General features: G+C 67.7%; 24 protein-coding genes. 10 read left to right on the top strand and 14 right to left on the bottom strand.

The window, feature by feature from the left end:
- Nucleotides 1-171: 171 nt before the first annotated feature.
- Both ACFWUR_RS07320 and ACFWUR_RS07315 read right to left on the bottom strand, forming a co-directional pair.
- Complete coding sequence (locus tag ACFWUR_RS07320; RefSeq protein ID WP_378903306.1) at nucleotides 172-2,538, bottom strand: MMPL family transporter; 2,367 nt, start codon at nucleotides 2,536-2,538, stop codon at nucleotides 172-174.
- Nucleotides 2,539-2,772: 234 nt separating this feature from the next.
- Nucleotides 2,773-3,849, bottom strand: coding sequence for a lycopene cyclase family protein (locus ACFWUR_RS07315; protein ID WP_378903303.1), 1,077 nt, complete (start codon nucleotides 3,847-3,849; stop codon nucleotides 2,773-2,775).
- 101 nt (nucleotides 3,850-3,950) lie between these two features.
- Here ACFWUR_RS07315 and ACFWUR_RS07310 point away from each other — a divergent pair, with 101 nt between their 5' ends.
- From ACFWUR_RS07310 to ACFWUR_RS07300, 3 genes are all read left to right on the top strand, one after another.
- A complete protein-coding gene (locus ACFWUR_RS07310) occupies nucleotides 3,951-4,874 on the top strand; it encodes a Ku protein (protein WP_378903469.1) in 924 nt (307 codons plus the stop codon).
- 15 nt (nucleotides 4,875-4,889) lie between these two features.
- Nucleotides 4,890-5,426 carry a GNAT family N-acetyltransferase gene (locus ACFWUR_RS07305; RefSeq protein WP_378706445.1) on the top strand — a complete coding sequence of 179 codons (537 nt, stop codon included), beginning with the start codon at nucleotides 4,890-4,892 and terminating at the stop codon, nucleotides 5,424-5,426.
- 458 nt (nucleotides 5,427-5,884) lie between these two features.
- Nucleotides 5,885-7,672 (top strand): lipase family protein, encoded by a 1,788-nt coding sequence (locus tag ACFWUR_RS07300; RefSeq protein ID WP_378903300.1) that lies wholly within the window; start codon nucleotides 5,885-5,887, stop codon nucleotides 7,670-7,672.
- Here ACFWUR_RS07300 and ACFWUR_RS07295 read toward each other — a convergent pair.
- Together ACFWUR_RS07295 and ACFWUR_RS07290 are read right to left on the bottom strand one after the other, a co-directional pair.
- Nucleotides 7,669-8,220, bottom strand: a complete 552-nt coding sequence (locus tag ACFWUR_RS07295) for an NADAR family protein (protein WP_378903297.1) — start codon at nucleotides 8,218-8,220, stop codon at nucleotides 7,669-7,671. The two genes, ACFWUR_RS07300 and ACFWUR_RS07295, sit on opposite strands and share 4 nt — an antisense overlap.
- Nucleotides 8,221-8,316: 96 nt before the next feature.
- Nucleotides 8,317-9,600 (bottom strand): PucR family transcriptional regulator, encoded by a 1,284-nt coding sequence (locus ACFWUR_RS07290; protein WP_378903294.1) that lies wholly within the window; start codon nucleotides 9,598-9,600, stop codon nucleotides 8,317-8,319.
- A gap of 156 nt (nucleotides 9,601-9,756) precedes the next feature.
- Here ACFWUR_RS07290 and ACFWUR_RS07285 point away from each other — a divergent pair, with 156 nt between their 5' ends.
- Complete coding sequence (locus ACFWUR_RS07285; protein WP_378903290.1) at nucleotides 9,757-10,380, top strand: TetR/AcrR family transcriptional regulator; 624 nt, start codon at nucleotides 9,757-9,759, stop codon at nucleotides 10,378-10,380.
- Nucleotides 10,381-10,440: 60 nt separating this feature from the next.
- On the opposite strand, the gene ACFWUR_RS07280 is transcribed toward ACFWUR_RS07285, so the two are convergent.
- The 9 genes from ACFWUR_RS07280 to ACFWUR_RS07240 form a co-directional block, all read right to left on the bottom strand.
- The gene (locus ACFWUR_RS07280) at nucleotides 10,441-10,875 is read right to left on the bottom strand and encodes a DUF4189 domain-containing protein (protein ID WP_378903287.1); all 435 of its coding nucleotides are present in this window, start codon (nucleotides 10,873-10,875) and stop codon (nucleotides 10,441-10,443) included.
- A 115-nt stretch (nucleotides 10,876-10,990) separates the two neighbouring features.
- A complete protein-coding gene (locus ACFWUR_RS07275; RefSeq protein ID WP_378903284.1) occupies nucleotides 10,991-11,566 on the bottom strand; it encodes a DUF4189 domain-containing protein in 576 nt (191 codons plus the stop codon).
- A gap of 28 nt (nucleotides 11,567-11,594) precedes the next feature.
- Nucleotides 11,595-12,002 (bottom strand): metal-sulfur cluster assembly factor, encoded by a 408-nt coding sequence (locus ACFWUR_RS07270; RefSeq protein ID WP_378903281.1) that lies wholly within the window; start codon nucleotides 12,000-12,002, stop codon nucleotides 11,595-11,597.
- Nucleotides 11,995-12,480, bottom strand: a complete 486-nt coding sequence (gene sufU, locus ACFWUR_RS07265) for a Fe-S cluster assembly sulfur transfer protein SufU (RefSeq protein ID WP_378903278.1) — start codon at nucleotides 12,478-12,480, stop codon at nucleotides 11,995-11,997. Before sufU ends, ACFWUR_RS07270 begins: the two co-directional genes overlap by 8 nt.
- 22 nt (nucleotides 12,481-12,502) lie before the next feature.
- Nucleotides 12,503-13,774 (bottom strand): cysteine desulfurase, encoded by a 1,272-nt coding sequence (locus ACFWUR_RS07260; protein WP_378903275.1) that lies wholly within the window; start codon nucleotides 13,772-13,774, stop codon nucleotides 12,503-12,505.
- A gap of 1 nt (nucleotide 13,775) precedes the next feature.
- Nucleotides 13,776-14,543 (bottom strand): Fe-S cluster assembly ATPase SufC, encoded by a 768-nt coding sequence (sufC, locus tag ACFWUR_RS07255; protein ID WP_378903272.1) that lies wholly within the window; start codon nucleotides 14,541-14,543, stop codon nucleotides 13,776-13,778.
- Between the two features lie 45 nt (nucleotides 14,544-14,588).
- Nucleotides 14,589-15,767, bottom strand: a complete 1,179-nt coding sequence (sufD, locus tag ACFWUR_RS07250; protein ID WP_378903270.1) for a Fe-S cluster assembly protein SufD — start codon at nucleotides 15,765-15,767, stop codon at nucleotides 14,589-14,591.
- A complete protein-coding gene (sufB, locus tag ACFWUR_RS07245) occupies nucleotides 15,767-17,203 on the bottom strand; it encodes a Fe-S cluster assembly protein SufB (protein ID WP_378903268.1) in 1,437 nt (478 codons plus the stop codon). The genes sufD and sufB overlap by 1 nt, the downstream gene beginning before the upstream one ends.
- Nucleotides 17,200-17,985 carry a helix-turn-helix transcriptional regulator gene (locus tag ACFWUR_RS07240; RefSeq protein ID WP_378903265.1) on the bottom strand — a complete coding sequence of 262 codons (786 nt, stop codon included), beginning with the start codon at nucleotides 17,983-17,985 and terminating at the stop codon, nucleotides 17,200-17,202. The genes sufB and ACFWUR_RS07240 overlap by 4 nt, the downstream gene beginning before the upstream one ends.
- A 345-nt stretch (nucleotides 17,986-18,330) precedes the next feature.
- Between ACFWUR_RS07240 and ACFWUR_RS07235 the strand changes: the two genes are divergently transcribed.
- From ACFWUR_RS07235 to ACFWUR_RS07215, 5 genes are all read left to right on the top strand, one after another.
- Nucleotides 18,331-19,260, top strand: a complete 930-nt coding sequence (locus tag ACFWUR_RS07235; protein ID WP_378903262.1) for a rhomboid family intramembrane serine protease — start codon at nucleotides 18,331-18,333, stop codon at nucleotides 19,258-19,260.
- Between the two features lie 128 nt (nucleotides 19,261-19,388).
- Nucleotides 19,389-21,107, top strand: a complete 1,719-nt coding sequence (gene mptB, locus ACFWUR_RS07230) for a polyprenol phosphomannose-dependent alpha 1,6 mannosyltransferase MptB (RefSeq protein ID WP_378903259.1) — start codon at nucleotides 19,389-19,391, stop codon at nucleotides 21,105-21,107.
- Between the two features lie 73 nt (nucleotides 21,108-21,180).
- Nucleotides 21,181-22,113, top strand: a complete 933-nt coding sequence (locus ACFWUR_RS07225; RefSeq protein WP_378903256.1) for an ABC transporter ATP-binding protein — start codon at nucleotides 21,181-21,183, stop codon at nucleotides 22,111-22,113.
- The gene (locus ACFWUR_RS07220; RefSeq protein ID WP_378903251.1) at nucleotides 22,110-22,892 is read left to right on the top strand and encodes an ABC transporter permease; all 783 of its coding nucleotides are present in this window, start codon (nucleotides 22,110-22,112) and stop codon (nucleotides 22,890-22,892) included. Before ACFWUR_RS07225 ends, ACFWUR_RS07220 begins: the two co-directional genes overlap by 4 nt.
- Before the next feature lie 68 nt (nucleotides 22,893-22,960).
- Entirely contained in the window at nucleotides 22,961-23,932 is a 972-nt protein-coding gene (locus ACFWUR_RS07215) for a heme A synthase (RefSeq protein ID WP_378903248.1), read from the top strand.
- 73 nt (nucleotides 23,933-24,005) lie between these two features.
- Here the strand turns inward: ACFWUR_RS07215 and ACFWUR_RS07210 are convergent, their stop codons facing one another.
- Nucleotides 24,006-24,371 carry a hypothetical protein gene (locus ACFWUR_RS07210; protein WP_378903245.1) on the bottom strand — a complete coding sequence of 122 codons (366 nt, stop codon included), beginning with the start codon at nucleotides 24,369-24,371 and terminating at the stop codon, nucleotides 24,006-24,008.
- Between the two features lie 76 nt (nucleotides 24,372-24,447).
- Between ACFWUR_RS07210 and ACFWUR_RS07205 the strand changes: the two genes are divergently transcribed.
- Complete coding sequence (locus ACFWUR_RS07205; RefSeq protein ID WP_378903242.1) at nucleotides 24,448-25,413, top strand: quinone oxidoreductase family protein; 966 nt, start codon at nucleotides 24,448-24,450, stop codon at nucleotides 25,411-25,413.
- Nucleotides 25,414-25,483 lie beyond the last annotated feature (70 nt).

Below are 25,483 nucleotides of genomic sequence, written 5' to 3'. Positions count from 1 at the left end.
GGTGGCTGGTTGTTTATGGGTTTTGGGGGGGGGGTGCGTGGGGGGGGTGCCCTCCCTGGGGGTCATTTGTTTTAACACCCCCTCTCCTAGGGGTCATATGGTTCCCTAAGCGTTTGGCGCCCTTCGATTTTTCAGTACCGAACCAGAGGTACCCGCCCCGGCTACGTCCGGTCAGTCCGAGGTCTCGCGGCTTCCCGTCGAGGCAGCCAGACTCTCCGTGCGCGCGTTGTCCCGCGCGCCCGCACCCTCCTCGGCGCGCGCCGCCTCGGCCCGCGCTGCCTCGGCCCGCGCCAATGGATCCACGACCACGATCTCCTCGGGCCGCTTTGCGGCGAGTGGATCACGCACCACCACTTCACGTTTCGGCGAACGCGCCGAGCCACCCTCGTCCAGGCCCCACCGGTCGTGCAAGCGGCGCAGGAAGTCCGGTGCGTACCAGTTCGCGTCGCCGAGCACCTTCATCGCCGCGGGCAGCAGGAACCCGCGCACGAGGGTGGCGTCGACGATCACGGCCAGTGGCAGGCCGATGCCGAACGCCTTCATGAAGGTGATGTCGGAGGCGAGGAAGCCCAAGAACACCAGCGAGATGAGGATCGCCGCGGCGGTGACGATGCGACCCACCCGTTCCAGGCCGAGCGCGACCGCGGTCTCGTTCTTGCCGGTGCGGTCGTATTCCTCCCGGATCCGCGACAGCAGGAACACCTGGTAGTCCATCGCGAGGCCGAAGGCGGCGGCGAACAGCATCACCGGGACGGTGGCGGACAGATCGCCGGTGACGGTGAATCCGAGCACCCCGGACAGGTGCCCGTCCTGGAAGATCCACACCAGCGCACCGAAGGTCGCGGTCAGGCTCAGCGCGCTGAGGATCACCGCCAATACCGGCAACACCACGCTGCCGGTGAGCGCGAACAGCACGATCAGCATCATGATCACGATGAAGCCGAGCGCCCACGGCAGTTCGTTCTCGATGGCGGCCACCGAGTCGGCATTGGCCGCGGCCACGCCGCCGACCAGCAACTCGCTCGGCGTCTGCACCGCGCGCACCTGCTCGACCAGGTTCGCGAGGGCGTCGCTGTCGCCGGTGGTCGGCACGATCGACAGGTAGACGGCTTTCTCGACCCGGAACCGCGAGTTGGCCACGGTGGGTTCGACGAGCAGCCCACCCTGGGCGTAGCTGCCGGTGGCGGTGTCGACGCGGCGGACGTTGTCCAGGTCGGACATGGCACGCGCGATGGTATCGAGTCCCGCTGCGCTGTAGGCGCTGTCCGGCAGCACGGCGACGAGGCTGTGTTGGTCGCTCTCACCGAAGTCACGCGCCACGATCTCGGTGACCTGGCGCGAATTCATCGATTCCGGCAGGGTCCGCTCGTCCGGGAAACCGAGTTTCACGCCGAGGAACGGTGCGCCGAGCAGCAGCAGCAACGCGGTGACGGCCAGTCCGATCGAGATCGGCTTGCGCATCACGGCGGTGGCCAGTTTGTGCCAGGCGCCCTCGCCCGGTGCGGGGCGCGGCGCGCGCAGGAACCACCAGCCGAGCTGGCCCTTGTCGATGTGGGTGCCGATCAGCAACAGGGCGGCGGGCAGCACGGTGAGCGACACCAGGGCTGCCAGCGCCGCGACGACGATGCCCGCGTAACCCATCGACCGGATCGCCAGCAGCGGGAAGAACAGCAACCCGGCCAGCGCCACCGCGACGGTGACCGCGGAGAACGCGACGGTGCGACCCGCGGTGCGCATCGTGGTGGCCACCGCACCGGCCGGGGTGCGGCCTTCGGCGAGTTCGTCGCGGTAACGGTTGACGATCAGCAGGCTGTAGTCGATGGCCAGACCGAGGCCGAGCAGCGTCGCCACATTCGTCGCGGTGACGGCCAGGGGTGTGAACAGGGTCAGCAACCACAGGGCGCCCATGGTGGTGAGTACGGTGCCGATCGCGACGAGCAGCGGCAGGCTCGCCGCGACCAGGCCGCCGAAGACGAACAGCAGCGCGATCAGGGTGAGCGGAAACGCGATGGCCTCGCCCTTGGCGATATCGGTCTTGCTCTGCTGCACCGTCTCGTGCATGAGCATGGCGAATCCGCCGGCTCTGACCTGCAACGATCCTTGCTTGCCGGTCAGCTCGTCGGCGATGGCGGTGACACGTTCGTCGATCTCACGTTCGCTGCCGAGCACACTGGCCACGATCAGGCCCTGCTTACCGTCGACGCTGCGCAGCGCGGGCTCATGGGTGGTCCAGTACGACACCACCCCGGTGACACCGTCGCGTTCCTGCAGGTTGGCGACCAACGCCGTTGCCGCCGCCGTGGATTCGGGGTCCTCGACCGAGGATTCGGTCTCCACCAGCAGCAACAGATTCGGCGGCGCCTGCCCGAACTCGGTGCGCAGTACCTCGAGCGCACGGCTGGACTCGCTGCCGGAATCGGTATATCCGCCGCCCTCCACCCGCTCGAACAGCGTGGCGCCCAGTGCGCCGAGCACCACCGCGAGCACCGCGAAAACGCCGAGCACCCAGCGACTGCGCCGCCTGGTGAATTCGAACACCGGATTGTCCCCTAACTGAGTCACGCCATGGCGCGGCCGCATTGTCGACGTGCGGGGGCTCGGAGCACTTCCGGCCGTCCCGCCTCGTCGGCCCGATCCTGTTGGCGGGTCGGCACGTTCGCGTGGCGATCGTAGCAACTTCGTGGCGGCGCCGCCCGGCCTCTGGCACACCGTGGTTCGCCCCCGTCCGCCACCGGTCTCCACCGCCGCGGCGCAACCACGATCTCGACACCGTCACCGCAGGTGTCGAAGACCATCCCGGTCGCCGACGACCGAGGCCACGACAGTGCGGCGCAGGTTCGGCGGCAGGTCGGCGAACAGTGCGCGCATCGCGGCGAGAGTTCCGCGCAGGTCGTCGCGACCGGACAGATAGGAAAGCTGAAGAGCGGCCGGCAAACCGAAGAACGCCTCGAAGAAGACCGGGACCTCGCGCGGCGGCAGGGCCAGCAGCGCACGCAGTCCCGCACGGCGCAGGGCAGCTACGGCCCGCGCTCGCGGAGTCCACACCGAACCGCCCTCGACGACGGTGTCCGCCGCGGCGAGAGCGGCCGCGACGCTGTAACCGGTCGCGGGGTGGGTCATCGCCCCGGCCGCACCGAATCGAGCGCCTCCCGGTTTGCCACCCTGCACCGGAAAACGCACTCGCTCAACGGGTTCGGCTCCGGTGAGCACGATCGCGCGCGCACGTAGTCGGTGTTCCAGCCTGCGCCGCAGCACATCCGGCGCGAGGGCGGGCCGACCGGCGAGACACGTCTCTTCCAACAGCACGGTGTCGTTGCCGAGCGGGACGGCGTACAGGAACGAAGGCAGGTCGTCGGGGTCCGCGCCGTTGTCGGGGCGCCAGTCCATGAACAGTGTCGACGCGAGTTCACCGCGCGCCACGACCACGCCGTAAGCGGTCTGCTCCGCGCGACGCGAGGATCGAGCCAATCCACGCGCATCGATCACCCGACCGGTACAGGTCAGCCCGCCCGCTGTCCGCACCGACCGTGGCCGCACCTCGACGCCCGAGTCCGCGATCACGGTCGCACCGTCGAGCGTCAACGACGCCTGCAGCGCCGCCGTGTCGAACACCTGGTACACGCGGTCGATCCGATGCTCCCGCCCCGCCCATGCCGTCGGTCCGTCGACCGCCGCCGCCACCACGCCGGGATCGAGCCACCCGGGCAACTCGTCGGCCCAGGCCGCATAGGTCGGCGTCCACGCCCGATCAGGATGTGGATCGATCACCGTGACGGAGCATCCCGCCGCCAGCGCACGGTGGGCAACGGCCCGGCCCGCGGGTCCGAGTCCACACACGATCACCTCCATCCGTCAATTGGACCAGACGCAACGATTTCAAGCACCGCCGGATCACGGACCAGCGGCTGTTCGGGAGCACTTTCTCGCCTCGGCGCGACATTTCGACCATGATGGAGTTCATGAGGTCGATCTGGAAGGGCTCGATCGCTTTCGGGCTGGTCAATGTCCCGGTCAAGGTTTATACCGCGACCGAGGACCATGACATTCGGTTTCACCAGGTCCACGCCAAAGACGGGGGCCGCATCAAATATGACCGGGTCTGCCAGGTGTGCGGCAATTCTGTGCAGTACGCCGATATCGACAAGGCCTACACCTCGCCGGACGGTGAGCAGGTGGTGCTGACCGACGCCGATTTCTCGAAGTTGCCCGCGGCGGAGAAGCACGAGATCCCGGTTCTGGAATTCGTGCCGTCCGAGCAGATCGACCCGGTGTTGTTCGACAAGAGCTATTACCTGGAGCCCGATTCCGCCACCCCGAAGGCCTATCAATTGTTGGCGGCGACCCTCGAACGCATCGACAAGACCGCACTCGTGCATTTCACGCTGCGCCAGAAGACCCGACTGGCCGCATTGCGCGTGCGCGACGGGGTACTGGTGCTGCAGACGCTGCTGTGGCCCGACGAAGTGCGGGCCGTCGAGTTCTCGTCGCTCGACGACGCGCCCGCCCCGCGCCCGCAGGAACTCAAGATGGCCGAAACCCTCGTCGAGTCGATGTCGGGCGATTTCGACCCGTCCGAATACACCGACGAGTACCAGATCGAACTGCAGAAACTGCTCGACGAGGCGATCGCCAGCGGCACCGGCAAGGTCGAGCCCGCCGCGGAGTCCGAGCCCGCCGAGCAGGCCGACGCCGAAGTCGTCGATCTGGTCGCCGCCTTGCAACGCAGCCTCGAGAGCAGCGGGCGCCGGGAGGCCGCCGCCGAGAAACCGGCGAAAAGGACGGCGAAGAAGACCGCGGCCAAGAAGGCCGCGCCACGCAAGTCCGCCGCGAGCAAATCCACCGCCGCCAAGACCGCGACCCGCAAGGGCGCGTAGGGCACACTGGCGGCTATGGACACCGCCATCGCTGTCGTGCCGATGGGCCTGGGACATCTGCGTCAAGTCCTCGACCTCGGCCATCAGGTCTTCGACACCACCATCAAGCCGTACACGTCGTGGTCGCTCACGGCTGTCGCCGAGCACCTCGACAGCCCCGACAACGCCTGCTGGGTGGCCCTGGACTCCGACCGGGTGGTCGGGTTCGTGCTCGGCTCGATGGAGTTCGAGCATCGTGACGATTGGGCCTACCTGGAATGGATCGCGGTCGCGCCCGATATGCAGGGGCACGGGATCGCGCGGCGGCTGGTGAACGTGTGCTCGGAGGCGCTGTTCGCGCGCGGCGCCCGCCACATCGTCACCGATGTCGAGGATCGCAACAGCGCGTCGGCCGCGCTGATGACGAGCAGCGGATTCGTGCCCGCCGCGACCGTCACCTTGCTGGTGCGGCCCAATCCCGCCGCCCCGGACGACGACGCCACGCTGCCGCCGATCACCAAACGCGACCTCGTTCGTCGCGGCAGGCTCTCGATCGAACGCCCCCTGCGCTGATCGGCGCGGGAGCTGTTCCAGCATCTGCGGGTGCTCGCCGGCCGCGCTTTCGCCGGACGTGCGCGGTTGCGGCGGAGGGGATCACGGATTCTTTCCATCGGAATATCGACTCCGCGGTCGAAGCCGAACCAAGAGTGAACAGTCGGCCACCGCATCGGAAATTGTTTTCCGATATTGCCGCGACCACCGTTCTACGAATTCCGCAGCAGCACTGATATATCACCGGCGCCAACAGTTTTCGAACGCTGAGACGCCCGTACCTCTCGCACCGTTCGCACACCGCCGACCGACAACGCCCACCGACGAATTCCGATCACCGAAACCGGCGGTGAACCGGCCCGCCCGACACGGAGTCGGCTACCGGGCTGCTCGAATATGTCGGCCTATTGTCAGCTACGACGACGCCGGTCCACTCGCGCGCGACAGTGCCGAGGCGAGCCGCGCACTGAGGAGCGACGATGACCGACACCGTGGGGCAACCAGCCCGATCAGGCGCGTCGACCCGACGTTACGCGCTGCCGTGGTGGGTGGCGATTGTCGTCGGACTCGCCTGCACCGCGATCGGCCTCGTGCTCGTCGGCCGACCCCTCACCTCGGTCACGTTGCTCGCGGTCTTGCTGGGGATCGCCGCCGTGCTCACCGGTGTCGCCGACCTGATCGACGCGCGACAGTCGGCGACGCCGCGCACCAGCGCGGCGCTCGGCGCGCTGTGGATCGTGTTCGGCGCGGTGGTGCTCGTCCGGCTGGGGCAGTCGATCGAATTGCTCGCTCCCGCTTTCGGCGTCGCTCTGCTGATCGGTGGAGCAGTGCGGTTGTCGCGGGCCGCGCGCGGCGGGGTAGATCAGCGGCTGGCGGTGGGGATCTTCGCCGTCGCCGAGATCGTGCTCGGCGTGCTGGCGTTGCGCTGGCTCGATCTGACCTTGCTCGCGCTCGCCTTGTTGTTCGGGTTGCGCGCCATCGTGTTCGGTATCGCCCTGATCGTCGACGGCGTCTCGCGGGCGTTCGGGTGGCATCGCGAGGTGCCGGTGCGGACCGAACCGACCGGGCCTGCCAGGTTCGGCCGGGTGGCGGTGGCGGTGCTCGCGCTGGTCGTCGCTGTTGGCGCGGCGGGCGTGGGCGCTCAGGTGCGGCAGGACTCCCCGACGGTCGACGCGTTCTACGACGCGCCCGCGCAAGTGCCTGCCGCGCCGGGGGTTCTGCTGCGCTCCGAACCCTTCACCCGTGGTATCCCCGAGTCGGCGATCGCGTGGCGCATCCTGTACACCACCACCCGCGACGATGGTGTGCCCGCGCTGGCCAGCGGACTCGTGATGGTCCCGAAGCAGCCGAGCGACATCGCTCGTCCGGTCATCGCCTGGGCCCACGGAACCACCGGTTACGCGCGACAGTGCGCACCGACGCTCGTCGCGGATCCGCTCACCGCGGGGGCGCTGCCCGCCAGGGAGCAGATCCTCGCGAACGGCTGGGCACTGGTGGCCACCGACTACCCGGGCCTGGGAACCGCAGGGCCGCAGCCGTATCTGATCGGGCAGGGCGAAGGACGCTCGGTTCTCGACGCGGTCCGAGCGGCGCGCGGACTCACCGAGATCCGGCTCGCCGACCGGACTGTCGTCTGGGGTCATTCGCAAGGTGGGCACGCGGCCCTCTGGGCGGGGTTGCTGGCTCCGACCTACGCACCGGACGCCGGCGTCACCGCGATCGCCGCGATGGCGCCCGCCGCCGACATCACCGGCCTCACCCGCCATCTGCCCGATGTCCCCGGCGGCAGCGTCTTCGCTTCCTTCGTCGCCGCCGCCTACGCCGACACCTACTCCGACATCGACCTCGACGCCTACATCACCGCCCCCGCTCGAACCCTGGTGCGCGAGATGGCACAACGCTGCCTGTCCGAACCCGGCGTGCTGGCCTCGGTCCTGTCCGCCCTGTCGATCTCGCACGACCGTTCGATCTTCCGCACCGACCCCACCACCGGCCCGCTCGGTGTCCGCATCACCGCCAATATTCCGACCGGCACGATGACGCCGCCGCTGCTGCTGGCCCAGGGCGCCGACGATCCCCTGGTCGAACCCTCCATCCAGGACTCCTACGTGGCCGCCCGCTGTCGCGATCGCTGGAATCTCGACTACCGCGTCTACCCCGATCGCGACCACCTGAGCGTCGTCGCCGACTACTCCCCCCTGATCCCCGACCTGCTCACCTGGACCACCCAACGCCTCACCGGCGCCCCACCGACCCCGAACTGCTAGCGCGACAACACCTCTCGCGCCCGCATCAGCGCGAAGCCGAGCAGATTGAGCCCAACCCACCGCCCGGGATCCGCCGCGCGAGGGTCGTCGGCGGCCAGCCCGATACCCCAGATCCGGTCCACGGGACTGGCTTCGACGAGCACTCGTGAGCCGGTGCCGACGAGATAGCTCCGCAGTGCGTCGTCCTGGCCGAACTTGGCCACACTTCCCGCGACCACGATGTCGAACCGTGCACGCTCCCAGACGTTTTCGTCGAAGTTTCGAATCTGCCTGCCGAGATTCTTCGCTTGGCTCGGATGGCCTGCACCGAGGATCTTCGCCGCGGTCGCCGGGTCCTCGAACAGCATCGCCTTGCGCCACATCATGTAGTGCTCGGCGCCGGCGAATTCCACACCGTCGACGACGAACGTCGCGGGCCACCACTGACTCAGGCAACTCGATCCGATCGTGCCGTCACGACGTGGGCTGTGCCCCCAGAACGCCAGGTACTTCGGGCTCGCACCCTGCGCGATCGCCTGGCACAACTGCTCCACAGATTCGACGGTCACTACCCCTCCTAGTTTTGGTCTATATAACCATAGACTAGGAGTCGAGGCCTGCGCGCTGTGCGAATCGGCGACAGAACTTCCCGATAGCTGCGTCTGTCAGGCCGAGCGGATGCCGTCCAGGTCGGGGTGGGGGGTTGGGCGGCGGGGGATCCCGGGTTCGGCGACGGCGGCGGGTCGAGCGCCGGGGCCGGTATGGAAGCTGCGGGCGATCATCGAGGAACGGAGTTGCCACAGGCCCGAGGACTGGGCGGGGTCGAGGCCGGTCAGTTGGGCTACTCGGCGCAGGCGGTAGTCGACGGTGTTGGTGTGGATGTGCAGCAGGCGGGCGGTGCGTTGGCGGTTCATGTTGTTGGCGATGTGCACGCGCAGGGTTTCGTAGAGCTCAGGGTGATTGTCGAGCGGGGCGAGGAGTTCGCCGAGCCGAGCGCGGCCGGGGCCGGGACGGGTGAGCTGATACTCCAGGGCGAGGTCGCCGAAACGGTAGAGTCCGGGGGCGCTGTCGAGGCGCTCCACCATGTCCAGCAGCTCGTGGGCACGCCGGGCCGCGTCGGGGATCTCGTCGGTGGTGGCGGGCACCAGAGCCGCGGTGATGTCGACGTGTGCGGCCCGCGACAGCGCCTCGACCAAGGCGTCGAGTTGCTCGTCGACGAGCAGATCGGCCGGGATCAGCAGGGTGCCACCGTCGACCGACAGCAGCGACAGCACCTGCTCACCGCACCGGTGCGCCAACGCGGTCTGCACCCGGCGCAGCTTGCGCCGCGCCACCACCACACCGTTCACGCGCGGATCGTGCTCATCGGGATGTGCCCCGATCGACAGGGCGAGCACCGAATACGCAGCGGCGACGGTGATGCCGACCTCGCGCGCCATGGTGACGGTCGACTGACCGGCCAGCAGTGCCGAGGTGAGCGTGTGCACCGCCGTGTGATGCTCGCCGACGGCCTCGCGGTGTTCCCGGATATAGGAGCGAGTCACGGTGGTACACAACAGGTCCGAGATCTCGACGGTCCGGCGGAAGCCGTGGATCAGGCTTGCGCGGTCGGCGTCGGCCACCTCGTCGTAGACCGCGTCGAAAGCGAGCCGGAAGCCTTCGTGGAACGCGTGCAGGATGGTGTCGATCGGCACGCCTTCGCGCGCCCACCCCGCCGCGGCCACCGCGAGCCGATTCAGCTTCACCTCCTCGTCGCGGCCGTCCAGCATTCCGCTGACGATTTCCAGACACATCCGGGTGACCGAGGTGACGTCGCCGGCGATCGCGTCGCCGGGCAGCGTCCGGCAGGTCGCGACATTGTCGACGAAATGGCCTACCAATCGGCTGGTCATCGTCCGCACATCACGTAGTGGCTGCCACAGGGCCGTCTCGTCCAGTGGGATCGTCATCGTCGACTCCTCCTTCTACACCCCGGCGCCGCCGGTGGTGGTTGTGCCGCCGTCGTGTCGATCGATGTGATGACCCACACGCCGGTTTCTCTGTGATCATGACTGTAGGGTGAGCAACAGCTCACCTTCTACTCTTCTTTCCGTCGAGGTCTCCAGATGCCACCGCAAGTCGATAAGCAGCGCAAACGCCCCAAACAAGACCGGGCGAAGGAAACCAGAACACGCATTCTCACGGTGGCCGCTCACCTTTTCGGCACCCGAGGTATCGGCAATACCTCGACCAACCGGATCGCGACCGAAGCGGGCATGAGCATCGGCACCCTGTACCGCTATTTCAACGACCGCGACGAGATCGTCAAAGAACTCAACGACAGCCTGTTTCTGCAGGTGGAGGAGCGCTACAGCCGGCTGCTGACCTCCAGCTCGCACCGATCCCCCCGCGATGCCGTGGACGTGCTGATCCGCTCCGCCGTGGACATCCTCGTCGCGAACGGGCCGCTCGTGCGCGCCCTCGTCGCCGATCTGCAGTTCTACGGCAGCGGGATCCCCGAATTCGAGCCCCGGCTGCGGATGCTCATCAAGCTCTACATCATTCAGTTCATCGGCCCGATCAAGCACGCCGACATCGACGTGATGGCCTTCGTCGTGCTCAACGCGGGCTTCGCCACCGCGTTGCGTTCGGTCGAATTGGACGACGCCGAGCTCGACGCCATCATCGCCGGCACCGCCGACATGATCAGCGCCTGGATCGACTCGGTCTCCGCGGCCGAAAATTCTTAGCGCACAACGACGAAGGCCCGGATCCTGGATGAGGATCCGGGCCCGATCGTCACGCGATGATCAGCGTGCGTTCGCCGTGCAGGCGACGTGGACGATCTTGGCACCGCTGAGGTTGGACGAACCGACATTCGCGAGGAACGCGGTCGGGGTGAGCTCGGCGAGACGCGCATAGGCGTCGCGCTCGGCTTCGGCACGGTTGGGGCCCGTGCCGCCGGCGATGCCGTCCTCACTCTCGGCCAGCGCGCCGCAGCCATTGGCCCAGGTCATCAGGATCCGGCAGTCATCCGCCGCCGACCCACAGACACCGAGGGCCTCATCGCGCGCCTCGCCTTCGGTGGCCTTGTCGACGCTCACCGCGAACGCCCACTCCTGACCACTGACTGCGATCCCTGCCCACATATCGCCTGCCGCACTCGCCGAACCGGCCCCGAACACCGACCCGGCCGCAAGACCCATCGCCGCGACGGCGAAGCCGGCCTTACCCATGAAACTCATCGAAAATTCTCCTCTGGAAACAGCTCCGGAAGTCCGGAACCCTCCAGCATGATCGAAATTCCGGTGATAGCCAACTGCACGGCGCAACATTACATCTCCGCCGTCACGCGCATGATCAGCGCGCGTTGGCGGTGCAGACCGTTTCGATCACGCTGCCGCCGGCCATCTGCGACGAGCCGACGTTGACGAGCAGGCTCTGCGGGGTGCCCTCGGTCAGCGCGAGGTAAGCCTCCCGCTCGGCCTCGGCGCTGGTCGAGCCCTTGCCCCAGGCGATGTATTCCTCGTTCTCGACCAAGGACATACACCCGTTCACCCACACGGCCTCCACCGCGCAACCATCGGCCGCGCACTGTTCCATCGCCGCGGCCTCCGCCTCGGCGCGCGTGGGGTAGTCGATCGAACGACCGTAGTTCGACCAGTCCCCGTCCACGGCCATCGCGCCCCACTGGTCGATGCTGTCCGCGTTCGCCGCGCCGGGTCCGAACATCGACCCGGCCACCAGAACCGACGCCGCGGCGAAGCCGACCTTACCCATGAAACTCATTCGAATGATCTCCTCTGAAAACAGTTCCGGAAGTCCGGAACCCCCAAGATCATCACCGAGTTTGCGTGATCGGCAACCGGGCTCGGAGAAGATCACAGTGGACCCGGCGAGCGCATAACCGAACAAGCAGGTCGGGCCCGGATCCATGACGGATCCGGGCCCGAGAAGCGCACTGCTACACCGTGAAACCGAGGGCGCGCAGCTGTTCGCGGCCGTCGTCGGTGATCTTGTCCGGTCCCCACGGGGGAATCCAGACCCAGTTGATCTTCAGGTCTTCGACCAGACCGCTGCGCACCAGCGCGTTGCGGGACTGGTCCTCGATGACGTCGGTCAGCGGACAGGCCGCCGAGGTGAGCGTCATGTCGAGGGTGCAGATGTTCTCCTCGTCGACCGACAGCCCGTAGACCAAGCCGAGATCGACGACGTTGATGCCGAGTTCGGGGTCGACGACGTCGCGCATCGCTTCCTCGAGGTCCTCGATGTGCTGAACCTGCTCAGGGGTCAACTCGACCTCGACAGCGGTGGCGACCTCGACTGCCTCAGCGGCAACCGGGGTCTGTGCGGTATCGGTGCTCTCACTCATGTGGCGGACTCCCATTTCCCATCGGTGCCTTGCTTTCCTCGGCCGAACTGATCTGCACGACAGCGTCTTTGAACGCCATCCAGCCGAGCAGCGCGCATTTGACCCGCGCGGGGTACTTACTGACGCCGGCGAGGGCGATGCCGTCACCGATCATGTCCTCGTCGCCTTCGACGGTGCCGCGGCTCGAGATCATCTCGCTGAAGGAGTCGACCACCTTCAACGCCTGCTGCACCGGCAGCCCGATCACCTGGTCTGTGAGGATCGAGGTGGCGGCCTGGCTGATCGAGCAGCCCTGACCGTCGTAGGACACGTCGGCGACCTCGCCCGCGTCGTCGATGTGGACCCGCATCGTCACCTCGTCACCGCAGGTCGGGTTCACGTGGTGCACCTGCGCACCGAACGGTTCCCGCAGCCCACGGTGATGGGGGTGCTTGTAGTGATCGAGGATCACTTCCTGGTACATCTGCTCCATACGCATGATCTATGCAGCTCCACGGTGTCTAATTGTCGGCATTCGCTTCGCTCACGCCGAAAAAGGCCTTGGCCTTGCGCACGGCCGCGACCAGTGCGTCGACCTCATCGAGGGTGTTGTAGACGGCGAACGAGGCACGCGCGGTGGCGGCGACGCCGAACTTGCGGTGCAGCGGCCAGGCGCAGTGGTGCCCGACCCGGATGGCCACGCCCTGGTCGTCGAGAATCTGGCCCACATCGTGGGCGTGGATCCCGTCGACCACGAACGACACCGCGCCACCGCGATCGGAGTTCTCGGTGGGCCCGATGATCCGCACCCCGTCGATACCGGCCAGGCCGTCGAGCGCGGCGCCGGTGAGCGCGTGCTCGTGGGCGGCGACAGCGTCCATCCCGAGGTCCTCGAGATAGCGCACCGCGGCGGCCAATCCGACAACCTGCGAGGTCATCGGCGTGCCCGCCTCGAAGCGCTGCGGCGGCGGCGCGTAGGTGGTCTTCTCCATGGTGACGGTCTCGATCATCGACCCACCGGTGATGAACGGCGGAGTCTGTTCGAGCAGCGCGCGCCGGCCGTACAGTCCGCCCACGCCCATCGGGCCGAGCATCTTGTGGCCGGAGAACGCGGCGAAGTCGACACCGAGCTCGTGGAAGTCCACCGCCATGTGCGGCACCGACTGGCAGGCGTCGAGCACGACGAGCGCGCCGACTGCCTTCGCCCGGCGGATCAGTTCCGCCACCGGAGCTACCGCACCGGTCACGTTCGACTGATGGCTGAACGCGAGAACCTTTGTCGCGGGCGACAGTTCGAGCGAATCCAGATCGATGCGGCCGTCATCGGTGATGCCGTACCACTTGAGGGTGGCACCGGTGCGCCGCGCGAGCTCCTGCCACGGAACGAGATTCGCGTGGTGTTCGAGCTCGGTGATGACGATCTCGTCGCCGGGACCGACCTTGTAGGGGAAGCGCTCGTCACCGAACGCGTTGGCCACCAGGTTCAGCGACTCGGTGGCGTTCTTGGTGAACACGATCTCGCCGGGGTCCGCACCGACGAAGCGGGCGATATCGGCGCGCGCCTCCTCATAGGAGTCGGTCGCCTCCTCCGCCAACTGGTGGGCACCGCGGTGCACCGCGGAATTCCGGGTGAGCAAGAACTCGCGCTCGGCGTCCAGCACCTGCAGCGGACGCTGCGAGGTCGCGCCGGAATCCAGGTACACCAACGGTTTCCCGTCCCGCACCGTGCGGTGCAGGATGGGGAAGTCGGCGCGGATCCGGGCTACGTCGAGAGCTGGCACCGTAGCGGTCATATCAGGCTCCAGCGGTCGCGGACGTGAAGCGCTCGTACCCGTTCGCGTCGAGTTCGTCGGCCAGCTCGGAGCCACCCTCGGCGACGATCTTGCCGTTGACGAACACGTGCACGAAGTCGGGCTTGATGTAGCGAAGAATGCGGGTGTAGTGCGTGATCAGCAGCACGCCGCCCTCCGTACGCTCCTTGTAGCGGTTGACGCCCTCGGAGACGATGCGCAGCGCGTCGACGTCGAGGCCGGAGTCGGTCTCGTCGAGGATCGCGATCTTCGGCTTGAGCAGCCCCAGCTGCAGGACCTCGTGACGCTTCTTCTCGCCACCGGAGAAGCCCTCGTTCACCGAGCGGTCGGCGAAGGCCGAGTCGATGTCGAGCTCCTTCATCGACTCCTTCACCTCCTTGACCCAGGTGCGCAGCTTGGGGGCCTCGCCGCGCACGGCGGTGGCGGCGGTGCGCAGGAAGTTCGACATCGAGACGCCGGGGACCTCGACCGGGTACTGCATGGCCAGGAACAGGCCCGCGCGGGCGCGCTCGTCGACCGACATGTCCAGGACGTTCTCGCCGTCGAGGGTGATGGTGCCCTGGGTGACGGTGTACTTCGGGTGGCCCGCGATCACGTAGGACAGCGTGGACTTGCCCGAGCCGTTGGGGCCCATGATGGCGTGCGTCTCGCCGGAGCGCACAGTCAGGTTCACGCCGTTGAGGATCTGCTTCGACTCACCCTCGGGGGTGGTGATCTCGGCGTGCAGGTCCTTGATTTCCAAGGTTGTCATCGAATTCGAATCCTTCGTAGGGAGGTTGAGGGTCAGATAACGGTCTTAGATCCCAACAGTGGCGAGCTCGGCCTCGATGGCCGCCTCGAGCCGCTCCCGGACCTCGGGGACCGTGACCTTCTGGATGATCTCGAAGAAGAAGCCGCGCACGACCAGGCGGCGGGCCACGTCTTCGGGAATGCCGCGAGCGCGCAGGTAGAACAGCTGCTCGTCGTCGAAACGGCCGGTGGCACTCGCGTGTCCGGCACCGGCGATCTCGCCGGTCTCGATCTCCAGGTTCGGCACCGAGTCGGCGCGCGCGCCGTCGGTGAGCACCAGGTTGCGATTCGCCTCGTAGGTGTCGGTGCCCTCGGCGGCCGCGCGGATCAGCACGTCGCCGATCCAGACCGTGCGAGCGTCACCCTTCGGGGACTTCGGATCACCTTGCAGCGCACCCTTGTACAGCACATTGGACTTGCAGTTGGGCTCGGCGTGATCGATCAGCAGACGCTGCTCGAAATGCTGGCCCGCGTCGGCGAAGTACAGGCCGAACAGTTCCGCTTCACCGCCGGGACCGGCGTAGCGCACGGTGCCCGACAGGCGAACCAGGTCGCCACCGAGGGTCGCCGACACGTGGCGCAGGTTCGCGTCACGGCCGAGCTTCAGGTGATGCGCGGTGACGTGCACGGCGTCTTCGTTCCATTCCTGGACCGCGACGACGGTGAGCTTGGCGCTGTCACCGAGCACGAATTCGACGTTCTCGGCATAGGTTCCACTGCCGCGCTGATCGATGACCACGGTGGCGACGGCGAAGTTGTCCAGGCGGATCTGCAGGTGACCGTAGGCGGTCTTGCCCTCGCCGGGACCGGTGATGGTGACCGTCACCGGATCCGACACTTCGGTTTCCTGGCCGACGGTGATCACGGTCGCTTCGGAGAAGCCCGAATATGCCTGGGCGGCAACACGATCCGCGGGGGTGCCGGCCTGGCCGAGGCGAGCGTCGGTGCGGCCCACCGTTTCCGCGATGACACCGGCGACGTCGCTCACCTCGACGACTGCCTGGCCGTCGGCGACGGCGGTGCCGTCGTGCAGGCCGCGCAGCCGACGCAGTGGGGTGAACCGCCACGCCTCGTCGCGACCCGACGGGATCTCGAACTGATCGACGTCGAACGAGGTGAAGACCTCGCCCTTGTTGACCGCGGCGCCCGCGCCAGGATTCTGGATCGGCGTCTCGAGCGTCGACATCAGCCCACGGCCCCTTCCATCTGCAGCTCGATGAGCCGGTTCAGTTCCAATGCGTATTCCATCGGCAATTCCTTGGCGATCGGCTCCACGAAGCCGCGCACCACCATCGCCATCGCCTCGTCCTCGGTGAGGCCACGGCTCATCAGGTAGAACAGCTGCTCCTCGGAGACCTTGGAGACGGTCGCCTCGTGACCCATCGTCACGTCGTCCTCGCGGATGTCGACGTAGGGGTAGGTGTCGGAGCGGCTGATGGTGTCGACCAGCAGCGCGTCACACTTCACGGTCGACTTGGAACCGTGGGCGCCCTTGTTGATCTGGACCAGACCGCGGTACGACGCGCGACCGCCGCCACGCGCCACCGACTTCGACACGATGGTCGAGGAGGTGTGCGGGGCCAGGTGCAGCATCTTGGCGCCGGTGTCCTGGTGCTGGCCGGGGCCGGCGAACGCGACGGAGAGAACCTCACCGTGCGCGTGCTCACCGGTCATCCAGACCGCCGGGTACTTCATGGTGACCTTGGAGCCGATGTTGCCGTCGACCCACTCCATGGTGGCGCCCGCTTCGGCCTTGGCCCGCTTGGTGACCAGGTTGTACACGTTGTTCGACCAGTTCTGGATGGTCGTGTAGCGGCAGCGGCCGCCCTTCTTCACGATGATCTCCACGACCGCGGAGTGCAGCGAGTCGGACTTGTAGATCGGCGCGGTACAACCCTCGACGTAGTGGACGTAGGCGTCCTCGTCGACGATGATCAGCGTCCGCTCGAACTGGCCCATGTTCTCGGTGTTGATCCGGAAGTAGGCCTGCAGCGGGATGTCGACGTGCACGCCCGGCGGCACGTAGATGAACGAGCCACCCGACCAGACGGCGGTGTTGAGCGCGGAGAACTTGTTGTCACCGGCGGGGATCACCGAACCGAAGTACTTGTGGAAGATCTCCGGGTGCTCCTTCAACGCCGTATCGGTGTCGAGGAAGATGACGCCCTGCTGCTCCAGGTCCTCACGGATGGAGTGGTAGACGACCTCGGACTCGTACTGCGCGGCGACACCGGAGACCAGACGCTGCTTCTCCGCTTCCGGGATGCCCAGCTTGTCGTAGGTGTTCTTGATGTCCTCGGGCAGGTCTTCCCAGCTCTCGGCCTGCTTCTCCGACGAACGAACGAAGTACTTGATGTTGTCGAAGTCGATGCCGTCGAGGTCCGAACCCCAGTTCGGCATGGGCTTGCGGTCGAAGATGCGCAGCGCCTTGAGGCGCACGTCGAGCATCCACTCCTCTTCGCTCTTCTTCGCCGAGATGTCGCGGACGACGGCCTCCGACAGGCCACGTTGCGCACTGGCACCGGCCACATCGGAGTCGGACCAGCCGTAACCGTAGGTGCCCAGCGAGGCGATGGTTTCGTCCTGGGTGAGCGGTTGCACCTGGTCGGTAGGGGTCGTCATTCGGCACTCCTTCCGGAGTCGTTCGATCGTCCCGCCGCGGGCTGTGCGGCGGATGGGGTTTTCGGCACCGCGACGAGCGGTACGTGGGTGGTGCAGGCGCAATCGCCGTTGGCGATGGTCGCAAGCCGCTGCACGTGGGTACCGAGCAGGTCGCGGAAAGCGTCCAATTCGGCGGCGCACAGCTGCGGGAACTCTTCGGCCACGTGCGCGACCGGGCAGTGGTGCTGACAGATCTGCACACCGGTGCCGACCTGACGGGTGGTGGCGGCGAAACCTGCCTCGGCGAACGCTTCCGCGATCTCGGAGACCTTGGCTTCGATCACCGGTGCGGTGTGGTCGGCGACGGGCTCGATGCCCTCGACGATCACGCGAACCCGCTTGCGGGCGAATTCGGCGATCGCGGCGTCGCCACCGATCTCACCGAGCTGACGGATCGCCGCCCCGGCCAGATCGTCGTAGGCGTGGCCGAGATTGCCCCGGCCCGCCGCGGTGAGCTGGTACTGCTTGGCCGGTCTGCCGCGCCCCTTCTGCTGCCACGGCGCCGAGCGGCTCGCTCGAGCCTGACCTGCGTCGATGAGCGCGTCGAGGTGCCTGCGCACCCCGGCGGGCGCGAGACCGAGTTCGGTACCGATCGCCGTCGCGGTGATCGGTCCCTGCTCGAGCAGCAACTGGACGATGGCCGCCCTGGTCTGCCCTTCGTGCGCGGTTGCCGCGGGTACAGCAGACGACCGAGCGCCGGTCGTCTTCCGACCGCCGCTTTCCACGTCTGTCCGCAAACCCATGGTTTTCACAACACCAGTGTGGCGGAATTGCTTCCCTAAATCTAATAAGGGTCGCCTGACAAAGGGTGCCCTGACCTGCGCTGAAGATCATCGGGCCACTCCTCCGCCCAGCAAAACCCCAGGTGCGGCCCCTTCAGGTCGATCACCCACGCTCGGCACGGTGACCCATCGCACAGCGAACTACCGAGACCAGCCTGCGGCCGGCGACGCCACTGCACGGGTCCGCCTGGCCGCGTCACGGCGCTGCTCGTCGGCAATATTCGCACCGCATCGCCGGGGATCGACTGTCGAGGTACATCGTGGCGAACGAGACGCTCGCCAGGCCGGGTCTGGCACGATGGCAGGGTGTCGAACCCGCTCACACCCACGTGTGTCCGTCATCCCGATCGGCCTACCGGACTCGCGTGTACGCGGTGCGGGCGGCCCGCCTGCCCCGAATGCCTGCGCCCCGCGGCGGTCGGGCAGCACTGCGTCGACTGTGTGCGGCAAGGGCAGCAAGACGTGCGGCCGGTACGGACCGTCGGCGGCGCCCGCGCGGGCGGGGCTGTTCCCTACGTGACCTACGGGTTGATCGCGATCAACGTGCTGGTCTATGTGATCACCGCGGCGCAGGCCGGTAGCCCGATGGACAACTACCGCGGGTCGTCGGTTTTCCGCGAGTTCGTGCTGGTACCGCTGCTGGTGGCCGACGGCGAGTGGTGGCGACTGCTCGGGTCGGGATTCCTGCATTACGGCGCGATCCATCTGCTGGTCAATATGTTCGCGCTGTACATCGTGGGGCGTGACCTCGAGCAGGTGCTCGGCCGGGCCAGGTACGGATGCGTCTACCTGGTCTCGCTGCTCGGCGGGTCGGCGGCGGTGATGCTGCTGTCCGATTCGATCACCGCGACGGCAGGCGCCTCGGGTGCGGTGTACGGCCTGTTCGGCGCGGTCACGGTGACGCTGATCAGGTTGCGGCAGAGCCCGACCCCGATGTTGGTGGTGATCGGCGTGAACGTGCTGATCAGTTTCTCGATCCCGGGAATCTCGCTGTGGGGCCACCTCGGTGGTCTGGCCGCCGGCACGTTGAGCGCGCTCGGCATCCTGTTCGTGCCCGGCTGGCTGTCGGCCCGCGATCAGCGGTCCACACAGCGCATCGGCTGGGTGGCGCTCGGCGCGGTCGCGCTGATTTGCGTGGCCATGATCATCGCCGCCGTGCTCTCGGTGCGCTCGCAGCCGATGTTCGTGGGACCGCCGGCCGTCGCCGCACCGACCCCCGTGGAAGCACCCCGCTAGCCCGCGCCGACCATCCGTGACCGGCCGAGGAGCGCTCTCGTGCGATACCCACCGGGCGCACCTTCGCCATCGCTGCCGCTGTGCGCGACTGCACCCTGTCGCGGTCGCGCACACTAGGCTCTGACTTCGTGGCGGTACTGGAGGGCGCGGCGCGCAAGACACTGACGTTCGGGCGGCGAGCTCTCGGGCTCGACGTGTCGACGCCCGATCACACCGTCGCGGTGCTACATCGCGACGAGACCGAGGTCCCCGGACTCGACAAGCGTGAGCGCGCGCAACTGGACCGGATTCGGCTGATGGGCGCGACCGGCACCGTGTTGATGGCGATCGCCGCGCTGGGTATCGGCGCCCAACCGGTGCATCAGAATCCGGTGTCGGGAGTGCGGGTGCTCGGCATCTTCGCACGCGCGCACACCGGGTCCCTCGCGATGTGCATGTTCGGTACCGCGCTGGTGATCGGGGCGTGGTTGTTGCTCGGACGCTTCGCGATCGGCGGTCTCGCGGGGTCGCCGCTGCATCGGCTCAGCCGCTCGCAATTGGACCGCACGCTGCTGCTGTGGATCATTCCGCTGTCCGTCGCGCCGCCCATGTTCAGCAACGACGTCTATTCCTATCTGGCGCAGAGCGAGATCGCCGCCCGCGGCATCGACCCCTATTCCGAAGGTCCGGTGGCCGGACTCGGGATCGACAATGTGCTGACCAACAATGTGCCGACGATCTGGCGCGATACACCCGCGCCGTACGGACCGCTGTTCCTGTGGATCGGTCGCGGTATCGCGGAGCTGACCGGGGACAACATCATCGCCGGGGTATGGGTGCACCGCCTGCTCGCCCTGGCGGGTGTGGCGCTGATCGTGTGGGCGCTGCCGCGGTTGTCGGTGCGTTGCGGGGTGGCGCCGGTGAGCGCGCTGTGGCTCGGCGCGGCCAATCCGCTGGTGCTGTTCCACCTGGTCGGCGGCGTGCACAACGACGCGCTGATGCTCGGTTTGATGCTGGCCGGAATGGAGCTCATGCTGCGCGCGATCTACGGCGAAGGGGGCGTACCCGACCGTCTGACGGCAACGAATCTGCCTGCCTTCGACGCCCGGGCCTACGGGCTGCTGATCGGTGGCGCGGTGGTGATCACCCTGTCGTCATCGATCAAGCTCACCTCCATCATCGCGCTCGGATTCGTCGGCATGGCACTGGCCAGGCGCTGGGGCGCCACCTTGACGGCTGTCGTCAAAGCCGCGGCGTTGCTGGGAGTCATCGCCGTGGCGACCACACTTGTCATCGGTTTCGTCAGCGGGCTCGGCTTCGGCTGGGTCAATACCCTCAGCGTCGCCAACGCTGTGCGCAGTTGGATGTCGCTGCCGACCATCATCGGAATCATCACCGGGTTCGGTGGCGTACTCCTCGGACTGGGCGACCACACCACCGCCCTGCTGTCGATCACCCGGCCCATCGCGGCGGTCGTCGCGGGCTACGTGACGATCCGCATGCTCGTGGCCACCGGCGTGGGCAGGCTGCATCCCGTCGGCGCGCTCGGCGTCTCGCTCGCGGCGATCGTGCTGCTGTTCCCGGTGGTCCAGCCCTGGTACCTGCTCTGGGCCATCGTGCCGCTGGCGGCTTGGGCCACCCAGCCGGTGTTCCGCGTGCCCGCCGTCGCGTTCTCGGCGGTGGTCTCGATGCTGGTGATGCCGCGCGGTGCGGAATTCCAGGTCTTCCAGATCATCGGCGCCGCGCTGGCGGCTGGGGTGTGCTTCGCACTGTTCTTCGCACTCACCCGGCACACGCTGCCTTGGCGGTCGCAGCCGGGGGTGTCGGCTCCGTCACAGGAGGGCACGGCTTACCGTGTGACAACGTGAGGGAGCGCAGCGAGCGAACCAAGGGCACAGCACCCTTCGGCGCGACGAAGCCGAACGTCAGCGAGGCGCAGTCGTGACAACACGCCCCGGACCCGCCGTCAGTATCGACGGTGTGGTCAAGCGCTACGGCGAGACCACCGCGGTGGACGGGCTCCGGTTCGACGTCGAGCCCGCCCAGGTGTTCGCTCTGCTCGGCCCCAACGGCGCGGGCAAGACCACCACCGTCGAGATGTGCGAGGGCTTCGTGCGCCCGGACGCGGGCACGGTCCGCGTCCTCGGACTCGACCCGATCGCCGACTCCGAACAGTTGCGTCCGCGCATCGGCGTGATGCTCCAGGGCGGCGGCGCCTACCCGGGCGCCCGCGCGGGTGAGATGCTCGATCTGGTCGCGGCCTACTCCGCCGACCCCGTCGACCCCGACTGGCTGCTGTCGACGCTGGGCCTACAGGACAATCGCCGCACCCCGTATCGACGCCTGTCCGGTGGTCAGCAACAGCGCCTCGCCCTCGCTTGCGCACTGGTGGGCAGGCCCGAGATCGTGTTCCTCGACGAACCGACCGCCGGTCTGGACGCCCAGGCCCGGCTGATCGTCTGGGAACTCATCGACGCCCTGCGCCGCGACGGGGTGAGCGTCGTACTCACCACCCACATGATGGACGAGGCCGAACAACTCGCCGACCAGCTCGTGATCATCGATCACGGGCGGATCGTCGCCCAGGGCACGCCCGCGGAGGTCACCGCCCACGGCGCGGCGGGCCAGCTACGGTTCTGCGCCCCACCGAAACTCGATGTCGCCTTGCTGAAATCAGCTTTGCCGGAAGGCTTTTCGCCACACGAGACCACGCCGGGCATGTACCTGATCGAGGGCGAGATCACCCCGCAGGTACTGGCGACGGTCACCGCCTGGTGCGCCCGCATGGACGTGCTGGCCACCGACATCCGCATCGACCAGCGTCGCCTCGAAGACGTATTCCTCGAACTGACCGGACGGGACCTGCGCGGATGAGCGAGACCACCAGTCGTTTCCTGCCCGGCACCTTCACGCCCGATCCGCGGCCCGCCTCCCGCACCGCGATGCTCACGGCGCAGACCGGGCTCGAGCTGAAACTGTTGTTGCGCAACGGCGAACAGTTGCTGCTCACCATGTTCATCCCGATCACCCTGCTCATCGGACTCACCCTGCTGCCGTTCGGCGACCTGGGCGAGCACCGGGTGGCCCGGATCGTGCCGATGGTGATGATGACGGCGGTGATGTCGACCGCGTTCACCGGCCAGGCCATCGCCGTCGGCTTCGACCGCCGCTACGGCGCCCTCAAACGCCTCGGCGCGACACCGCTGCCGCGCTGGGGCGTGATCGCGGGCAAGTGCGCGGCTGTACTGATCGTGGTGGTGCTGCAGGCGATGCTGCTCGGTGCGATCGGCGTCGCGCTGGGATGGCGACCCGGTCTCGGCGGGCTCGCGCTCGGCGCGCTGGTGATCGCCCTCGGCACCGCGACCTTCGCGGCGATGGGCCTGCTGCTCGGCGGGACTCTCAAAGCCGAGGTCGTGCTGGCATTGGCCAATGTGCTGTGGTTCGTCATGCTCGGCATCGCCAGCCTGGTACTCGTGGGCGACACCCTGCCCCCCGCGCTCACCGTGATCGCGCGGCTCGTCCCGTCCGGTGCGCTGGCTTTTGCGCTGGACACGGCCTTGACGGGGTCGATCGACTGGTTCGGCGTGGCGGTGCTCGCCGCGTGGGGCGTGGTGTGCGGATGGCTCGCCACCCGCTTGTTCCGGTTCCACTGACGTGATCAACGACGCACTGTAGTAGCCCTGGTATCAGCGTCGAATTCCCGGCCGGTACCATTCCTGACGTGCTGTATCGCGCCTTCGTTGGCCTCGTCGACCGGCTGCCGCTCCCCTCGCTGCGGGTGCAGCGGCTCATCGCCATCGCGGTGATCCTCAGCCAGGCGGGCATTTCGGTGACCGGCGCCATCGTGCGCGTCACCGCCTCCGGGCTCGGCTGCCCCACCTGGCCGCAGTGCTTCCCGGGCAGTTTCACCCCCATCGGGGTGTCGGAAGTGCCCGTCCTGCATCAGACCGTGGAATTCGGCAATCGGCTGCTCACCTTCGTGGTGACGCTGTGCGCCGCGTTGATCGTGCTCGCCGTCGTGCGGGCGCGCAGGCGTAAGGAAGTTCTGGTCTACGCCTGGTTGATGCCCGGTGGCACCGTCGTGCAGGCCGTCATCGGCGGCATCACCGTACGCACGGGCCTGCTGTGGTGGACCGTGGCGGTGCACCTGCTCGCCTCGATGGCGATGGTGTGGCTCGCGGTGGTGCTGTACGCGAAGATCAGCCAACCCGACGACGGCATCGAGACCGTCCAGGTCCCCGCTCCCCTGCGCTGGCTCACCGCACTGTCCGGCGTGGCGCTGGCGGGCGTGCTCATCGCGGGCACCCTGGTCACCGCCGCCGGGCCGCATGCCGGCGACAAGAGCATCGATCGACCGGTCGAGCGCCTGGAAGTCGAGATCGTCACGCTGGTGCACCTGCACTCGCAGTTGCTGATCGGCTACCTGGCGCTGCTGATCGGACTCGCCTTCGGCCTGTACGCCGTCGGCATCTCGGCGGCCGTCCGCAAGCGGTTGTTCGTACTGCTCGGGCTGGTGCTGGCGCAGGCGCTCGTGGGCATCGTCCAGTACTTCACCGACGTGCCCGCGGCACTGGTCGCCATCCACGTCGGCGGGGCCGCGGCCTGCACCGCGGCGACCGCCGCCCTGTGGGCGTCGCTGCGTACGCGCGAGGAGATCGACGCGCCCGCCGTGTCGCAGGCTCCCGTGCACTGAGGTTTCGAACACCCCTATCGCCGAAAAAGCCCGCGTCGCTGTGCGATTCGCGGGCTTTTCTCGTCAGCGGGGGTCAGGCTCCTGCGAACAACTTCGCGTTGCGCGCCTTGGGAAACTTGGTCTGACGGGCGACCCAGCCGGCCATCCGCTCCCAGTGCTTCGCGGTCGGGGTGACGATCGAGCCGAGCTCGCGGCTCCACTCGTCGGTCTCGACGAGGCCGTCGACCCGCTCGACGAGCGCCTTCGCGGTCGCCAGGTCGCCGACCACGCGGTCACCCAGGATGCCGTCGGAACCGACCAGGGTGATCCGCACGCCCTGCTCGCCGAGGTACTGCAGCACGGCCGTTCCCGAACCACCGTGCTCGGCGACGAACTTCACGACGGACTTCTCGACCTCGGCCGGCACCTTCACGGCCTCGGGGGCGGCGGTTGTACTCATGCGCCGTAGTTTACCGGCCGGTAGTTTCCAGTCCAGCCCCGAGTGGCCCGGAACACGAGGTGTAGAAAGGAAACTCATGCGCGCGATTCAGGTTTCCGAGCACGGTGGTCCCGAGGTCCTGCGGTACGTGGAGGTGCCGGACCCGCAGGCCGGCCCAGGTCAGCTGCTGGTCGAGACCCAGGGCGTGGGCGTCAACTACATCGACATCTACTTCCGCACCGGCCAGTACCCGCAGGCGACCCCCTACCTCCCCGGCTCCGAGGGCACGGGCGTCGTGGTGGCGGTCGGTTCGGATGTCACCGAGTTCGCGGTCGGCGACCGTGTCGCCTGGGCTTCAGCGCCCGGTAGCTACGCGGACCTGGTCGCCGTCGACGAGGCCGTCGCGGTGAAGGTGCCCGACGACGTGGAACCCACCGTCGCGGCCGCCGCCCTCCTCCAGGGCATGACCGCCCACTATCTGACCGAATCGGTCTTCTCCCCCGAACCCGGCGACCCCGTCCTCGTCCACGCGGGCGCGGGCGGCGTGGGCCTGCTGCTCACCCAGATGGCCGTCGCGAAGGGCGCCCGGGTGATCACCACGGTGTCCACCGACGCCAAGGAGGAGCTCTCCCGTGACGCGGGCGCCACCGACGTCCTGCGCTACGGTGACGACCTCGCAGCCCGAGTCCGCGACCTCACCGACGGCATCGGCGTGGCCGCGGTCTACGACGGCGTCGGCGCGAGCACCTTCGAAGCCGGTCTCGCCTCCCTGCGCGTGCGCGGCACCCTGGCCCTGTTCGGCGCGGCCAGCGGCCCGGTCCCACCCTTCGACCCCCAGCGTCTCAACCCCGCCGGCTCCCTCTGGCTCACCCGCCCGTCCCTGGGCGCCTACACCCGCGACCGCACCGAATTCCTGTGGCGTGCAACAGATGTCTTCGACTGGATCGCCGCGGGCAAGCTGAAACTTCGCATCGGCGCCACGTATCCGTTGGCCGAGGCCGCCCAGGCCCAGCGCGACCTCGCCGCACGGAAGACCACCGGCTCGATCGTCCTGCTGCCCTAGCGCTCGCAACCGCGCTCACCGTTCACAAACCGTCGAATCCGTCGTAATTCCGACCGTTCGCCCGATCAGT

The sequence above is a fragment of the Nocardia sp. NPDC058633 genome (assembly GCF_042717045.1).
Taxonomy (GTDB): Bacteria; Actinomycetota; Actinomycetes; order Mycobacteriales; family Mycobacteriaceae; genus Nocardia.
This window is presented reverse-complemented; position numbering and strand designations above follow the sequence as displayed.

Excerpts from the sequence above, each read along its gene's own strand:
- ACFWUR_RS07315 (WP_378903303.1), bottom strand. The coding sequence starts at position 3,849 with ATGGAGGTGATCGTGTGTGGACTCGGACCCGCGGGCCGGGCCGTTGCC.
- ACFWUR_RS07310 (WP_378903469.1), top strand. The coding sequence starts at position 3,951 with ATGGAGTTCATGAGGTCGATCTGGAAGGGCTCGATCGCTTTCGGGCTG.
- ACFWUR_RS07305 (WP_378706445.1), top strand. The coding sequence starts at position 4,890 with ATGGACACCGCCATCGCTGTCGTGCCGATGGGCCTGGGACATCTGCGT.
- ACFWUR_RS07300 (WP_378903300.1), top strand. The coding sequence starts at position 5,885 with ATGACCGACACCGTGGGGCAACCAGCCCGATCAGGCGCGTCGACCCGA.
- ACFWUR_RS07290 (WP_378903294.1), bottom strand. The coding sequence starts at position 9,600 with ATGACGATCCCACTGGACGAGACGGCCCTGTGGCAGCCACTACGTGAT.
- ACFWUR_RS07285 (WP_378903290.1), top strand. The coding sequence starts at position 9,757 with ATGCCACCGCAAGTCGATAAGCAGCGCAAACGCCCCAAACAAGACCGG.
- ACFWUR_RS07280 (WP_378903287.1), bottom strand. The coding sequence starts at position 10,875 with ATGAGTTTCATGGGTAAGGCCGGCTTCGCCGTCGCGGCGATGGGTCTT.
- ACFWUR_RS07275 (WP_378903284.1), bottom strand. The coding sequence starts at position 11,566 with ATGGATCCGGGCCCGACCTGCTTGTTCGGTTATGCGCTCGCCGGGTCC.
- ACFWUR_RS07270 (WP_378903281.1), bottom strand. The coding sequence starts at position 12,002 with ATGAGTGAGAGCACCGATACCGCACAGACCCCGGTTGCCGCTGAGGCA.
- sufU (WP_378903278.1), bottom strand. The coding sequence starts at position 12,480 with ATGCGTATGGAGCAGATGTACCAGGAAGTGATCCTCGATCACTACAAG.
- ACFWUR_RS07260 (WP_378903275.1), bottom strand. The coding sequence starts at position 13,774 with ATGACCGCTACGGTGCCAGCTCTCGACGTAGCCCGGATCCGCGCCGAC.
- sufC (WP_378903272.1), bottom strand. The coding sequence starts at position 14,543 with ATGACAACCTTGGAAATCAAGGACCTGCACGCCGAGATCACCACCCCC.
- sufD (WP_378903270.1), bottom strand. The coding sequence starts at position 15,767 with ATGTCGACGCTCGAGACGCCGATCCAGAATCCTGGCGCGGGCGCCGCG.
- sufB (WP_378903268.1), bottom strand. The coding sequence starts at position 17,203 with ATGACGACCCCTACCGACCAGGTGCAACCGCTCACCCAGGACGAAACC.
- ACFWUR_RS07240 (WP_378903265.1), bottom strand. The coding sequence starts at position 17,985 with ATGGGTTTGCGGACAGACGTGGAAAGCGGCGGTCGGAAGACGACCGGC.
- ACFWUR_RS07220 (WP_378903251.1), top strand. The coding sequence starts at position 22,110 with ATGAGCGAGACCACCAGTCGTTTCCTGCCCGGCACCTTCACGCCCGAT.
- ACFWUR_RS07210 (WP_378903245.1), bottom strand. The coding sequence starts at position 24,371 with ATGAGTACAACCGCCGCCCCCGAGGCCGTGAAGGTGCCGGCCGAGGTC.
- ACFWUR_RS07205 (WP_378903242.1), top strand. The coding sequence starts at position 24,448 with ATGCGCGCGATTCAGGTTTCCGAGCACGGTGGTCCCGAGGTCCTGCGG.